General features: G+C 65.4%; 13 protein-coding genes. 4 read left to right on the top strand and 9 right to left on the bottom strand.

Going from position 1 to position 13,019, the window contains the following annotated elements; genetic code table 11:
• Window positions 1-38: 38 nt before the first annotated feature.
• From XpopCFBP1817_RS22195 to XpopCFBP1817_RS15915, 3 genes are all read right to left on the bottom strand, one after another.
• Window positions 39-485 (bottom strand): hypothetical protein, encoded by a 447-nt coding sequence (locus XpopCFBP1817_RS22195; protein ID WP_208619639.1) that lies wholly within the window; start codon window positions 483-485, stop codon window positions 39-41.
• Window positions 486-496: 11 nt separating this feature from the next.
• On the bottom strand, window positions 497-2,401 hold the full coding sequence (mnmG, locus tag XpopCFBP1817_RS15920) for a tRNA uridine-5-carboxymethylaminomethyl(34) synthesis enzyme MnmG (protein ID WP_128417853.1): 1,905 nt from the start codon (window positions 2,399-2,401) through the stop codon (window positions 497-499).
• A gap of 580 nt (window positions 2,402-2,981) precedes the next feature.
• On the bottom strand, window positions 2,982-3,425 hold the full coding sequence (locus XpopCFBP1817_RS15915) for a hypothetical protein (RefSeq protein ID WP_128417852.1): 444 nt from the start codon (window positions 3,423-3,425) through the stop codon (window positions 2,982-2,984).
• A gap of 156 nt (window positions 3,426-3,581) precedes the next feature.
• On the opposite strand from XpopCFBP1817_RS15915, the gene XpopCFBP1817_RS15910 reads away from it, so the two are divergent.
• The 3 genes from XpopCFBP1817_RS15910 to XpopCFBP1817_RS15900 are packed head-to-tail and all read left to right on the top strand — an operon-like array spanning window position 3,582 to window position 5,605.
• Complete coding sequence (locus XpopCFBP1817_RS15910; RefSeq protein ID WP_128417851.1) at window positions 3,582-4,541, top strand: pyridoxal-phosphate dependent enzyme; 960 nt, start codon at window positions 3,582-3,584, stop codon at window positions 4,539-4,541.
• Entirely contained in the window at window positions 4,526-5,143 is a 618-nt protein-coding gene (locus tag XpopCFBP1817_RS15905; RefSeq protein ID WP_128417850.1) for a YdcF family protein, read from the top strand. The genes XpopCFBP1817_RS15910 and XpopCFBP1817_RS15905 overlap by 16 nt, the downstream gene beginning before the upstream one ends.
• A 42-nt stretch (window positions 5,144-5,185) precedes the next feature.
• Window positions 5,186-5,605, top strand: a complete 420-nt coding sequence (locus XpopCFBP1817_RS15900; protein WP_128417849.1) for a nuclear transport factor 2 family protein — start codon at window positions 5,186-5,188, stop codon at window positions 5,603-5,605.
• Between the two features lie 159 nt (window positions 5,606-5,764).
• Here XpopCFBP1817_RS15900 and lpxO read toward each other — a convergent pair whose 3' ends face one another.
• From lpxO to bioB, 6 genes are all read right to left on the bottom strand, one after another.
• Window positions 5,765-6,670 (bottom strand): lipid A hydroxylase LpxO, encoded by a 906-nt coding sequence (lpxO, locus tag XpopCFBP1817_RS15895; protein WP_128417848.1) that lies wholly within the window; start codon window positions 6,668-6,670, stop codon window positions 5,765-5,767.
• Window positions 6,671-6,933: 263 nt separating this feature from the next.
• Entirely contained in the window at window positions 6,934-7,818 is an 885-nt protein-coding gene (bioC, locus tag XpopCFBP1817_RS15890) for a malonyl-ACP O-methyltransferase BioC (RefSeq protein ID WP_128417854.1), read from the bottom strand.
• 196 nt (window positions 7,819-8,014) lie between these two features.
• The gene (locus XpopCFBP1817_RS15885; RefSeq protein ID WP_128417847.1) at window positions 8,015-8,797 is read right to left on the bottom strand and encodes an SDR family oxidoreductase; all 783 of its coding nucleotides are present in this window, start codon (window positions 8,795-8,797) and stop codon (window positions 8,015-8,017) included.
• 44 nt (window positions 8,798-8,841) lie between these two features.
• Window positions 8,842-9,603: a pimeloyl-ACP methyl ester esterase BioH gene (gene bioH, locus XpopCFBP1817_RS15880; protein ID WP_128417846.1), complete on the bottom strand. Its 762-nt coding sequence runs from the start codon at window positions 9,601-9,603 to the stop codon at window positions 8,842-8,844.
• 171 nt (window positions 9,604-9,774) lie between these two features.
• Window positions 9,775-10,980 carry an 8-amino-7-oxononanoate synthase gene (gene bioF, locus XpopCFBP1817_RS15875; protein ID WP_128417845.1) on the bottom strand — a complete coding sequence of 402 codons (1,206 nt, stop codon included), beginning with the start codon at window positions 10,978-10,980 and terminating at the stop codon, window positions 9,775-9,777.
• 98 nt (window positions 10,981-11,078) lie between these two features.
• Complete coding sequence (gene bioB, locus XpopCFBP1817_RS15870) at window positions 11,079-12,113, bottom strand: biotin synthase BioB (protein ID WP_128417844.1); 1,035 nt, start codon at window positions 12,111-12,113, stop codon at window positions 11,079-11,081.
• A gap of 49 nt (window positions 12,114-12,162) precedes the next feature.
• On the opposite strand from bioB, the gene XpopCFBP1817_RS15865 reads away from it, so the two are divergent.
• Window positions 12,163-12,888, top strand: coding sequence for a ComF family protein (locus XpopCFBP1817_RS15865; RefSeq protein WP_208619638.1), 726 nt, complete (start codon window positions 12,163-12,165; stop codon window positions 12,886-12,888).
• Window positions 12,889-13,019: the final 131 nt, after the last annotated feature.

Genomic DNA, 13,019 nt, shown 5'->3' with positions numbered 1-13,019 from the left:
TGATCATGTCTGTCGTTCTCCGCTGGCAGGGCGTCAAGTCAATGATGGCAGATTGATGGGGTTTTTAGAGGCTCCTTTAACCAATAACGCCCATCCTCTTCGGTATTGGCCATCACCGGCGAAATGTTCGCCAGCATCAGCAATAAAAACGGACAGGCACTTCGCAGAGTTGCCGTCAGCATCACACTCGATCTGTTCATTAATAAAAATTCGTCACAGTTAATGGAGCATAGCAACTTCCCCTGTGGCGCTATAGGCCGTCTGACGAGCGGCAAGTCTGTGCGCACCGGCGGCTTTCGCACATGGCGCCATGCATCGCATGGTGACCTCCGCTGGCAACGTGTCGCGCGAAAGTGCGCGGGGCTGGCGTTGAACAATTGCCTAGCATTAAAGAATTCAGCTTCAACCGGTTTTCGCAATGCGATTTGAAAGTGATCTGTTGGTGAATCGATCATGCGTTGCAATGCAGTAATGTCATCGCTCAACCACAAATCCCTTACGCCACCCGACTGCGCCGCGCGCGTTCCAGATGCACCAGCAGCAGTGAAATCGCTGCTGGCGTCATGCCGGCAATACGCTGCGCCTGGCCGATGCTTTGCGGGCGCACGCGTTCGAGTTTCTGCTGCACTTCGATCGACAGGCCGCGCACGCTGGCGTAATCGAACCCTTGCGGAATCGGCGTGGTTTCGTGACATTGCTGCCGCGCGATGTCGTCGCGTTGGCGATCCAGGTAGCCGGCGTACTTGACGCTGATCTCGACCTGCTCGGCCACCTGCGCATCGTCCACGCCAGGCCCCAAGCTCGGTACGCGCATCAGCGTGGCGTAGTTGAGTTCCGGCCGCTTGATCAGGTCCAGCACGTTGGTTTCGCGGCTCACTGCCACGCCCAAGGTGTCGGCCACCTCGCGGCCCAGCGCATTGCCCGGGGTCGCCCATAGCGCCGACAAGCGCGCGCTTTCGCGCTGCACCGCCTCCTGCTTGGCCGAAAACCGTGCCCAGCGCGTATCGTCGACCAGGCCCATTGCGCGGCCCACACCGGTCAGGCGCGCATCTGCATTGTCTTCGCGCAGTTGCAACCGGTATTCGGCACGGCTGGTGAACATGCGATACGGCTCGGTGGTGCCGTGGGTGATCAGATCGTCCACCAGCACGCCAAGGTAGGCCTCGTCGCGACGCGGCGACCACGCGGGCAAGGCCTGCACAAAACGCGCAGCGTTGAGGCCGGCCAGCAACCCTTGCGCAGCGGCTTCTTCGTAACCGGTGGTGCCGTTGATCTGCCCGGCGAAAAACAGCCCGCCCACTGCCTTGGTTTCCAATGAGGCCTTGAGCCCGCGCGGGTCGAAGAAGTCGTATTCGATCGCATAGCCGGGGCGGGTGATATGCGCCTGCGCAAAGCCATGAATCGAGCGCACCAGCGCCAGCTGCACGTCGAACGGCAGCGAGGTGGAGATGCCGTTGGGATAGATCTCGGTTACTTCCAGCCCTTCGGGCTCGACGAAGATCTGGTGGCTGGTCTTCTCGGCGAAGCGCACCACTTTGTCTTCGATCGACGGGCAGTAACGCGGGCCAATGCCTTCGATCTGCCCCGAATACAGCGGCGAGCGATGCAGCGCGCCGCGGATGATGGCGTGGGTCTGTTCGGTGGTGTGGGTAATCCAGCAGCTCACCTGGCGCGGGTGATCGCGGAGCTGGCCCATGAACGACATCACCGGCAGCGGGTCGTCGCCCGGCTGCTCGGCCATCACGCTGTAGTCGAGCGTGCGCCCATCGATACGCGGCGGGGTGCCGGTCTTGAGCCGGTCGATCGCGAACGGCCGCTCGCGTAGGCGTGCGGCCAACGTGGTGGCCGGCGCCTCGCCCATGCGCCCGGCCGCGTACTGTGTCTCGCCAACATGGATCTTGCCGGCCAGGAAGGTGCCGGCGGTCAGCACTACCGAAGTCGCTTCGAAGCGCAGCCCGCTCTGGGCGATGACCCCACGCACACTGTCGGCTTCGGCAGCGCCGTTGTGGATGATCAGATCGTCCACTGCCGCCTGGAACACGGTCAGGTTGGGCTGCGCTTCGACGATGCAGCGGATCGCATTGCGGTAAAGATTGCGATCGGCCTGGCAGCGCGTGGCGCGCACCGCCGGCCCCTTGGAGGCATTGAGCGTGCGCCACTGGATGCCGGCCAGATCCGCCGCGCGTGCCATCGCCCCGCCCAGGGCGTCGATTTCCTTGACCAGATGGCCCTTGCCGATCCCGCCGATGGCCGGGTTGCAGCTCATCGCACCCACCGTCTCGATGGTGTGGGTCAGCAGCAAAGTGCGGGCACCGGCGCGCGCGGAGGCCAGCGCGGCCTCGGTGCCGGCATGGCCTCCGCCGATCACGATGACGTCGTAGCGATAGAAAGAGTCGGACATGGGCGCGGACTGGGAAGCGGAAGGAGATGACGGCTGCTGAAGTATCGGCTGAAGAGCGATCGCGGTCACTCAATCAATAAAAATGCGATATTTATCACATTATCGAATAGTGGCACTCAAGTTGGCATGCTCCGTGCGGATACCCCTACTGCATCCGTCGTGGCATTGCGACATGGGCGCAAAGGCTGGAATTGGAACAGGGGCCAGCCGCGCGTGCGATGGGGTAGCGTAAGGGCCGGTAGTCGGGGGACTGCCGGCCCTTATTTTTATCTGCGATTTGACGTGGCCACCGATCTTCTCTCTCAGGCTAATGCCGTCAGGCGCTGCCCGGTCATGACGCTACAAAGACATAAAGCCCCGGCATGCCGGGGCTTTATGCATTGAAGGCGCCGATATCCGACAGGGCCGGAACAGGGGGGATCCAGATTTCCTGTCGGACATCGACATAAGTCAGTCAGTGCAGTGGGACACGTCAAAAAATGACGTGGAGGGTCACACAGTGCAGCTAGCTTGCAACCAAGTGAAGGCTGAACGCAAGCCCCCAACATTGCCATTTGCGGGCTGCGTCGCAGTCGGTCACTCACGGCATCTGCTCGCGCGGCGCGGTCTGCCGTTGAATCTGCCGGATCACCCGTGGCGGTGCAGCGATGCGTTCCGGCGGTCGCGACGGCGCAGCGCCGGTTGCCGGTGGGCGATTGGTCTGCTGCGGACGCGGACCATTGGTGTACGAGCCGTTCGGGCGCGGCGGCCGGTACTGCGGGCGCCGATCGTTCTGCCGGTAGTAGTAGCCCCCACCGCTGCGGTAAACCGGATACACCGGGTAGTCGTACAGCCCGATCGAACCGGCCCCATAGGGATTGCCGTACGGATTGCCGTAGAAATACGGCGAGTAACCCGGCGGAGAGCGATACTGCACGGCGGGCGCGCCACGGTAATAGCCGCCCGACCCACCGCCGGTGTAGTCGTAAGTCGCGCAGCCGCTCAGGGCCAGTAGCCCGGCGGCGAAGATCAGACGCAATTTCATGGATGGTGCCCTCTTGCAACCATGGTGCCACTTTCGAGCCGATGCATTGAATCGGTCCTTAACTGTGCCGCAATGTGGCGTTTTTTCATCGATCCAGCATGCGCGGGGCTTGCGCGCACGGTCGTGCAGCGTGGGGGATACGTTAATCTTGCAAGCATGATCGAGACGGTCCATCTTGCCCATTCCGACGTTCTGCAAGCCGCTGCGCGCATTGCGCCGCAGTGCGCGCCGACACCGCTGCTGACCTCGCACAGCCTGGATGCGCTCTGCGGCGCGCAGCTGTTCTTCAAGGCCGAACACCTGCAGCGCAGCGGCGCGTTCAAGTTCCGTGGCGCCTGCAATGCGGTGTGGGCGTTATCGGAACAACGCGCTGTGCGTGGCGTGGTCACGCATTCGTCCGGCAACCACGGCGCCGCATTGGCGTTCGCTGCACGCACCCGTGGTATCGGCTGCCATGTGGTGGTGCCGGAGGGCGCGGTGGCCGCCAAGTTGGCCAATATTTCCCGCCACGGGGCCACATTGTGGCGCTGCGCACCAACCATCGCCGCGCGCGAGCGGCTGTGCGCAGAAGTTCAAGCCAGCAGCGGCGCGACCCTGGTACATCCCTACACCGACCCTGCAGTGATCGCGGGGCAGGGAACTGCCTCGCTGGAGCTGCTGCACCAGAGCGGCGGGCTGGACGTGCTGTTAGCGCCGGTCGGTGGCGGCGGGTTGGCCGCCGGTGCGGCGCTGGCACTGCAAGCCGCGCCGGGCTGCGCACTGGTCCTGGCCGAGCCCAGCGGGGCGGCCGACACCGCACGTTCGCTGGCGGCAGGCGAGCGCCTGGTCGATTTCGTACCCGACACGCTCTGCGATGGTCTGCGCGGCACCTTGGGGGCACCGAATTTCGCACTGTTGCAAGCGGCCGGCGCGCAGGTGATCACCGTGGACGATGCCGCGGTGGTGCAGGCGATGCGGCTGATCTGGCAGATCCTCAAACAAGTCGTAGAGCCTTCTTCGGCAATCGCGCTTGCGGCCGTGCTGGCCGATCCGGCGCGCTTTGCCGGGCGCCGGATCGGGCTCATCCTGTCCGGTGGCAATGTGGATCTGCACGCGCTGCCATGGGCCGCGGCGTGAGCAGGCGTTCGCGCCGGATCGGCCTATGGGGCTGGTGCTGGCGGTTGTGCATGCTGGCGGCGATCTGGCTGGTGGGTGTGGCGGGCTGGATCGTCTGGATCGGCGACCGCGACCAGGCCGCGCCGGCCGATGTGATCATCGTGCTGGGCGCAGCCGCTTACGACGCGCGCCCTTCGCCGGTGTTCGAAGAACGTATCCGGCATGCGCTGGATCTCTACGCGCAGGGTTATGCGCCGCGGCTGCTCTTCACCGGCGGCTTCGGCAATGGCGCGCGCTTTGCCGAGTCGCAGGTGGCGCGGCGGTATGCGCTACGCCACAGCATCCCGCCGGAAGCGATCGTGATCGAGACCGAATCGCGCACCACCCGGCAGAATCTGCTACAGGCGCGCGCGTTGATGGAGCGCCACGGCATGCACCGGGCCATCATCGTGAGCGACCCACTGCACATGGCGCGCGCGCTGCGGCTGAGCCAGGAGCTGGGCGTGGATGCGCTGGCCTCGTCCACGCCCAGCACGCGCTTTCGCAGCTTCCACACCAGTTGGCGCTTCCTGTTGCAGGAGGTCTATTACTTCCATCGCGATCTGGTGGTGCAGGGCGCTTGATGCTGGGCCTATGATGCGGCTTTCCCAGCGGCAGGTTCGAGCATGAGCGAGAGCAATCGGCAACGCGCCACCGGCCTGGTCCAGGCCTACTACGAGGCATTCAACCGCGGCGAGTGGGACGCCATGCTGGCGTTCCTGGCCGAGGACCTCGCGCACGACCTCAACCAGGGGCCGCGCGAGATCGGCCGGGAGGACTTCGCGGCCTTCCTGCAGCGCATGAACGACAGTTACCGCGAGCAGCTGCGTGACATCGTGATCACCGTCAACGAGGACGGTACGCGGGTTGGCGCCGAGTACGTGGCGCACGGGGTCTACCACACCACCGACGAAGGCCTGCCGGACGCCAATGGGCAGACCTATGTGTTGCCGGGTGGTGCGTTCTTCGATGTGCGCGCTGGCAAGATCACCCGCGTCACCAACTACTACAACCTGCAGGAATGGATCGCGCAGGTGTCGCGCTAATTGCATGGCCTGCCTAGGCTGACCGGCATGGGGTGCGAGACCTGTGTAGCTACACCTGTTTAGGAGGGTGCCTGCGCGCAATGAGGCGTTAGCGGTCATGCCTTATCGCGCCCAGGTGCGCTCCTAAGCAGGTGCGCTCCTAAGATAGTGGTCCAGGCGTTACAGCAACGCGATCCCGACCACCACCAGCAAGAAGATGCCCCACTTGAGGATCTGGTACAGCGGGTTGTTGCGTTCCTTCAAGGCCTTGGCTTTCAGTCGTACTGCGTAGAAATAGCGAAACACGCGGTTGATGCCGCCGGTCTTGTCGCCTTCCTGATTGGGCGAGGCGCCGGCCGACAGTAGGCTGCGGCCGACGAAGCGGTTCACCGCCGCCGCCCAGCGCCAGCGCATCGGGCGCTCGATGTCGCAGAACAGGATGATGCGGTCCTGATAGGTGTCGTTGCGGGCGTAGTGGATGTAGGTCTCGTCGAACATGGTCCACTCGCCATCGCGCCAGCTGTGGCGCTGACCGTCGACGTCGATGAAACAGCGGTCGTCGTTGGGCGTGGCCAGCCCCAGATGCAAACGCATGGACCCGGCGAACGGGTCGCGGTGCGGGCGCAGTTCGCTGCCCGGTGGCAGCTCGGCGAACATCGCCGCTTTCACCGTGGGAATAGCGTGCAGCAACGCGGTGGTCTGCGGGCACAATTCGGCCGCCGACGGGTGCGCGGTGCCGTACCACTTCAGATAGAAACGCTTCCAGCCGCGGCGAAAAAACGAGTTGAAGCCGATGTCGGTGTAGCCGTCGGCCGCGCGGATCTTCTGCATCTGCTGCAACGCCACCGCTTCGTCACGTATCAGCGGCCAATTGGCGCGCAACGGGGCCAGTTCCGGGAATTCCTTGCCAGGATCGATGAACGGTGTGGTCGGCACCCGCGAACACAGATACATCAGCGTGTTGATCGGTGCCATGAAGGTGGAATGGTCCAGCAACTGCCGGCTGAGCCGGTGCCGCACGCGACCGCGGTAATGAATGTACAGCGCCGATGCGATGAACAGCGCGATGATGAGCCATTTCAACATGGGGGAAAAGCCAATTGGGGGCCGGGGGGCCGCACATACAGGGGCGGCGATCAGAGGCCTGCGCCGCCGACGGCGGATCGCGACGTTTGTCAGCCATCACTCAGGTAGGGCTTTGGACAGACCGAGTCGCAACACACGGCCTGTCATTCATGTCTGAATTCTAACGGGTACCGCCGAGTCTGACAGGTCGGCATTGGCATCGGCCCAAGATTGTGTGTCTCACCGGCAGCAGGTGCATTGCTGCCGGCGATCTGTACCGCCGCTCAGTCGATGCGGCGGCGGATCGGGATCGAGGCCAACGGTACGCTGGCGATGTCGTGTCCTTGTTCGCGGATGGGCGCACCCGGTGCCGGCGCCCAGGCGTGCGCGTAGATCACTTCCCATGAACTGGGCAGCGTGCCGTCCGGACGCCGTAACGGCTCGTAGGCGGCGCTGGCGGCCGCGAAGCGGCCGCGTCCGGTCAGGGTGGCGCGACGATCGCTGAGCGCGTTGGTCGCGCCCATCGCACGCAGTTCGCGCATCAAGGCGGGCAGGTCGTTGTAGGTCAGCGTGAACAGGTCGCGGTCTAAGACGGGATCGCGGAAGCCGGACATCAGCAAGGCATCGCCGAATTGCGCGATCGGCGGGAAGTGGCTGACGTGCGGGGCCGGGTCGGCCTGTGCGAAGGCCTCGCGCAATTCGATCAGGGTCTCCGGGCCGAAGGTGGAGCACAGCAACAATCCGCCCGGTCGCAGCGCGCGACGGAAACCTGCGAAGACTACCGGTAGGTCTTCCACCCACTGCAGGCACAGATTGCTGAAGATCACATCCACGCTGCCGTCGGCGACGGGGAGCGCGCGTGCATCGGCGCAGACCTGTACAAACGGCTTCCACCAGCCGGCTGCCTTGCGCGCCTTGCGCAGCATCGGCATGGCCTGATCCAGCGCGATCACCTGCGCCTTGGGCCAGCGTTTCTTGATCGCGCCGCTGGCATGGCCGGGGCCGGCGCCGACATCCAGCACCACCTTGGGTACTTGGTCGCCGAAGTAATCGAGCGATTCGAGCAGGCGCGTTTCCGCCTCGCGCTGCAGCGCTGCGGCGGCGGCATAACTGCTGGCGGCACGCGCGAAGGCGCGCCGGACGTGGCGGGGGTCGAAGGTACTGTTCATTGCGGCACTATTGTCGCCGCTGCGCGCGGCGGAGGGAATCGATGTGTTGCGCAGGCGCACGCAGTGCATCCCTTGGATCCGACGCTGCGTGCGGGAGCGTGCGTTCGTGCGCTGGTTGCTGGCTGGTTGCGTGCCAACGCGTGAGTGGGCGGATGCAACACTGGCGCGCTCACCGCCAATCAGGTTGGCATCTGAACTAAAAAGTGCCGGGATAGCTGCCGCCGTCGATCAACAGATTCTGCCCGGTGATGTAACCGGCCTGCGTGCTGCATAGAAACGCGCACGCCGCGCCTAATTCGTCCGGTTCGCCGAAGCGCCCGGCCGGAATGCCTGCACGCTTGCGCTCGGCGATGTCTTCGACGGTGCTGCCCTGTTGTTGCGCGATCACGGCGAAGTTGCCGCGCAGGCGGTCGGTGGCGAACTGGCCGGGCAGCAGATTGTTCAAGGTGACGTTATCGGCGACCGTGCTGCGCGCCAGCCCGGCGACGAAGCCGGTGAGGCCGGCGCGCGCGCCGTTGGACAGGCCGAGCATGGCGATCGGTGCCTTCACCGCGCTGGAGGTGATGTTGACGATGCGGCCGAAGCGCCGTGCGCGCATCGCATCGACGGTTGCGCGGATCAGTTCGATCGGCGCCAGCATGTTGGCATCCAATGCGCGCAGCCAGTCTTCGCGTTCCCACTGCCGAAAATCGCCTGGCGGCGGGCCACCGGCGTTGTTGATCAGGATATCGACCTGCGGGCAAGCGGCGAGCGCATCGGCGCGTCCCTGCGGCGTGGCGATATCGGCCGCCACGCTGCGCACCGCGCCTGCACCCGGCAGCGCGCGCAGCGCATCGGCGGATGTCTCCAATGCATCGCGGCCGCGCGCGACGATCACCACGTTAACCCCTTCGCTGGCCAGTGCGCGTGCGCAGCCCAATCCGAGACCTTTGCTGGCGGCGCACACCAATGCCCAACGTTCAGCGATTCCCAAGTCCATGCGCTGCTCCCTCGATCAGTGAATTGGCATGATCGGCGATCCGCTCACGGCACGGACGCAACGAAGCGTTGCAGCGCCTCGGCGACCTGCTCGGCATGGCCCAGAAACGGCGCGTGCCCGCCGCCTGTAATGGTGAGTGCTTGCGCGTGCGGAGCCAGCGCCGCGGCAGCATGCATGCCGGCCGCCGGGACCAGCCGATCGCGTTGGCCGGCAATCCACAGACTGGGGCGGGTCAATTGCGGCAGCGCGCGGCGCAGATCGGTGCGTTCCAGCAGGCTCAGGCCTTGTTGCAATGCGTCGGCGGCTGGTTCGCCGCGCGCAACCAGCGTTTCGCGCAGGCTGCGCAGTTCGGCGCGGGCATGTGCCGAGCCCAGCGTGTCAAGCGCAAGAAAACGCTCCAGGGTGCCCCGATAATCGCGCGACAAGTCCTGGCCGAATTGCACGAACACGTCGCGCTCGACCGCGTCGCTCCAATCGATACCTTTTACGAAGCGCGGTGTCGCCGCGATCATCGCCAGCCCGCGTACCTGCGGTTGGCTGGCCGCAGCATGCAGCGCGAACAACCCACCCAGCGACCAGCCGATCCATACCGCCGACGGTGTCGCCGCAGCGATTTCGGCAACCACGTACGGCAGCGCCAGCGGCGTGCTGTCGTCGCGGCTGAAACCGTGCCCAGGCAGATCCACCAGATGCAGTTGATAATGCGGTGCCAGCCGCTCCACCAGCGGTGCAAACACGCCGCCGTGCAACGCCCAACCGTGCAGAAGAACCAGCGCAGGCCCGTGGCCGATGACATCGATATGCATGCGGGTAGTGTCGCTGATTGGCGCAGGTTGTTCAGTGCGCGCGCGTCAGCGGTGGAGCGTGTGCATCGTGCTGATCTTGGGTGCGCGTCAAAGTATTGCCAACGCGCATGCTCGCATCAGCCAACGTGCCGCCCTGCCGGCGGCTGCGTAGTTGCGTTTTGGTAGTTGCTTTCAGGCAGACGCGCGCAGCGGTTGCCGGCTGACCACATCGCGCGCCTGCACCATGGCTTCGATCAGCGCCTGCACCTGCTGCGGCGTGTGCAGCGCAGACAAGGTCACGCGCAGGCGCGCCTTGCCTTCGGGCACTGTGGGCGGGCGGATCGCACTGACCAGAAAGCCGGCCTGTTCCAGTGCGGCAGACATCGCCATCACTGTGGCTTCTTCGCCGCACAGCAGCGGCTGGATCGCTGTCTCCGAGGCCATCAGTTCGAAACCATGCCGACGCGCGCCATCGCGGAAACTGCCGATCCATTCGACAAGCCGTGCACGCCGCCAATCGTCGCGACGCGCCAGGCGCACGGCGGCCAAGGTCGCAGCGACCTGCGCCGGCGGCAACGCGGTGGTGTAGATGTACGGGCGCGCGGTTTCGGCCAGATGGCGCACCAACGCTTCTTCGCCCACCACCACTGCGCCATAGCCGCCGAGTGCCTTGCCCAGAGTGACCAATTGCAGAGGCACTTCGGCAACGCCAAGTCCGGCATCGGCAACGCAACCGCGTCCTTGTGGGCCGAGCACACCCACGCCATGCGCATCGTCGACGTAGAACAGCGCCTCCTGCATGCGTGCGACCAGGCTCAACGCACGCAGCGGCGCGACATCGCCATCCATGCTGAAAACGCCATCGCTGGCCAGCATCGCCGCGCCCTCGGGCGCACCCTTGAGCTGACGCATCGCGCCTTCCACATCCAGATGCGGATAGCGCCGCAGCCGGCAGCCGGCCAGGCGCGTGGCATCGAGCAGGCTGGCGTGGTTGAGCCGGTCCTGCACGCAGACATCGTCTTCTTCGCTGAGCAAGGCTTGCTGCACGGCCAGGTTGGCAGTGAAGCCGCTGCCGAACAGCAGCGCCGACGGATAGCCGAGCCAATCGGCGATTTCGCGTTCGAGCGTTTCGTGCGCAGTATGGTGGCCGCAGATCAGATGCGAGGCGGTGGCGCCGGCACCATCGCGCGCTGCGGCGTCCTGCAACGCGGCGACCACTTCAAACTGTTGCGACAAGCCCAGATAGTCGTTGGAGCAGAAACCGGTCAGCCAGCGGCCATCGATTTCCAGCCGCACACCGTCGCGGCGGCCCACTTGGCGCCGTACCCGGACCCGTTCCTGGGCCACACGCAACTTGCGCAGCGACGAAATCCGTTCGTGCAAATCGGGGCGAGCCATGGAGTCGGTCAACAGCGGAAAGGGCCGCTAGCGTAGCGTGCCGTGCGCAGTGCGCCCAGCCGGCACCGACGACCGGTGCCGGGCATAAGGATTCGCGGTTACGCGGCGTGTTCGCAGGCCGCGCCGCGGGTGATGTCCGCATGCACGGTGCCGGGGTGGTCGTGCTCGGCGGCATCGACGCTGATCTGCATCGGGCGCAGGCCCAGGCGCTGGAACAGGGCCTGGTCGCGTTCGGTGTCCGGGTTGCCGGTGGTCAGCAATTTTTCGCCGTAGAAGATCGAATTGGCGCCGGCCAGAAAGCACAGCGCCTGCAGTTCGTCGCTCATCGCTTCGCGGCCTGCGGACAGGCGCACCATCGAGGTGGGCAGGGCGATGCGCGCAACCGCGATCATGCGCACGAACTCGAACGGATCCAGTTGCTGGGTGCCGTGCAACGGCGTGCCGGCGACCTGCACCAATTGGTTGATCGGTACCGAATCCGGATGCGCCGGCAGCGTGGCCAGCGCCAGCAGCAGGCCGACGCGATGCTCGCGGGTTTCGCCCATGCCGACGATGCCGCCGCAGCAGGTCTTCAAGCCCGCATCGCGCACGTGCTCCAGGGTGTTCAGGCGATCTTGATACTGGCGAGTGTGGATGATCGAGTCGTAGTAATCCGGCGCGGTGTCCAGATTGTGGTTGTAGTAGTCCAGCCCGGCCTCCTTGAGCGCACGCGCCTGGCCGGCGTCGAGCATGCCGAGCGTGGCGCAGGTCTCCAGGCCCATCGCCTTGACCTCGCGGATAATCGCGGCAACCTTGGGGATGTCGCGCTCCTTGGGCGAACGCCAGGCCGCGCCCATGCAGAAGCGCGAGGCGCCGGCGGCCTTGGCCTGCCGTGCCTTGGCGACGACCTCTTCGGTCTCCATCAGCTTCTGCGCGGTCACGCCGGTGTCGTAGCGCTGCGCCTGCGGGCAGTACGCGCAGTCTTCCGGGCAGCCGCCGGTCTTGACCGACAGCAGCGTGGACACCTGCACCTCAGCCGGATCGAAATGGGCGCGATGCACGCTGGCGGCGCGGTGCAGCAGCTCCGGAAACGGCAAGTCGAACAGCGCATGCAGCTCTTTGCGATCCCAGTCATGGCGTACGACAACAGACATCGGGGTTTCCTGACAGTCAGCGGCTTGGAAGGCAGGCAGTCTGGTGAGCATGAAAGAGGCTGTCAACTTCGATGAGGTGCGTTCGGCTTACAGCTGGCCGCAGCGTGTGGTGCGGCTGCTGCTGCCGAGCGTGTGCCTGGTCTGCGCCGAGGCCGGTGCGGCCGACTGCGATCTGTGCCCGTCGTGCCGCGCGGCGTTGCCGGATCATGGGCACGCCTGCCTGTGCTGCGCGACGCAGTTGTATGCCTCCGATGGAGCGGTGCTATGCGGGCAATGCCTGCAGCAACCGCCGCCGTTGCAGCGTGTGCAGGCGTGTTTTACCTATCGCTGGCCGGTGGATGGCTTGCTGCGGCGCTTCAAGTTTCATCAGGATCTGGCGGCCGGGCGTCTGCTCAGCGAATTGATGGCCAAACACTGTGCGGGCTTGCCGCGTCCACAGGCATTGGTGCCGGTGAGCTTGTACCGGCAGCGCTTGCGTCAGCGCGGCTACGACCAGGCCTTGGAGCTGACCAAACCGCTAGGCCGTGCGCTGCGGTTGCCCTGCCTGCCGTTGTTGCGCCGCGTGCGTGCGACCGCACCGCAATCCGAGCTGGATGCGGACGAACGCCAGCGCAATCTGCGCGATGCTTTCGTGGCCGGTGGCGTATTGCCCGCGCATGTGGCTTTGGTAGATGACGTGATGACGACCGGTGCCACGCTACATGCGGCGGCGCAGGCGTTGAGGCGCGCGGGCGTACAGCGGGTGGATGCGTGGGTGTGCGCGCGGGTGCCGTGAGGCTGGTGGCCTACGGCGCGAGGCTTCGCCCGTACGCCTATCTGTTGCCGGTCTGCCAGATTAGGCGTCGAGAGCCGGCGTGGTCGACCGATCCCCCACAGGTCTGAGCGACCGCGGGAGAGCGAGGTCGC

It is taken from the genome of Xanthomonas populi, from assembly GCF_002940065.1.
Classification (GTDB): domain Bacteria; phylum Pseudomonadota; class Gammaproteobacteria; order Xanthomonadales; family Xanthomonadaceae; genus Xanthomonas; species Xanthomonas populi.
The sequence above is the reverse complement of the archived record's forward strand: the minus strand, read 5'-3'. Positions and strand labels throughout refer to the sequence as shown.

Excerpts from the sequence above, each read along its gene's own strand:
- XpopCFBP1817_RS15905 (WP_128417850.1), top strand. The coding sequence starts at position 4,526 with ATGGGCCGCGGCGTGAGCAGGCGTTCGCGCCGGATCGGCCTATGGGGC.
- XpopCFBP1817_RS15865 (WP_208619638.1), top strand. The coding sequence starts at position 12,163 with ATGAAAGAGGCTGTCAACTTCGATGAGGTGCGTTCGGCTTACAGCTGG.
- bioC (WP_128417854.1), bottom strand. The coding sequence starts at position 7,818 with ATGAACAGTACCTTCGACCCCCGCCACGTCCGGCGCGCCTTCGCGCGT.
- XpopCFBP1817_RS15885 (WP_128417847.1), bottom strand. The coding sequence starts at position 8,797 with ATGGACTTGGGAATCGCTGAACGTTGGGCATTGGTGTGCGCCGCCAGC.
- XpopCFBP1817_RS15910 (WP_128417851.1), top strand. The coding sequence starts at position 3,582 with ATGATCGAGACGGTCCATCTTGCCCATTCCGACGTTCTGCAAGCCGCT.
- XpopCFBP1817_RS15915 (WP_128417852.1), bottom strand. The coding sequence starts at position 3,425 with ATGAAATTGCGTCTGATCTTCGCCGCCGGGCTACTGGCCCTGAGCGGC.
- mnmG (WP_128417853.1), bottom strand. The coding sequence starts at position 2,401 with ATGTCCGACTCTTTCTATCGCTACGACGTCATCGTGATCGGCGGAGGC.
- lpxO (WP_128417848.1), bottom strand. The coding sequence starts at position 6,670 with ATGTTGAAATGGCTCATCATCGCGCTGTTCATCGCATCGGCGCTGTAC.
- bioF (WP_128417845.1), bottom strand. The coding sequence starts at position 10,980 with ATGGCTCGCCCCGATTTGCACGAACGGATTTCGTCGCTGCGCAAGTTG.
- XpopCFBP1817_RS15900 (WP_128417849.1), top strand. The coding sequence starts at position 5,186 with ATGAGCGAGAGCAATCGGCAACGCGCCACCGGCCTGGTCCAGGCCTAC.
- bioH (WP_128417846.1), bottom strand. The coding sequence starts at position 9,603 with ATGCATATCGATGTCATCGGCCACGGGCCTGCGCTGGTTCTTCTGCAC.
- bioB (WP_128417844.1), bottom strand. The coding sequence starts at position 12,113 with ATGTCTGTTGTCGTACGCCATGACTGGGATCGCAAAGAGCTGCATGCG.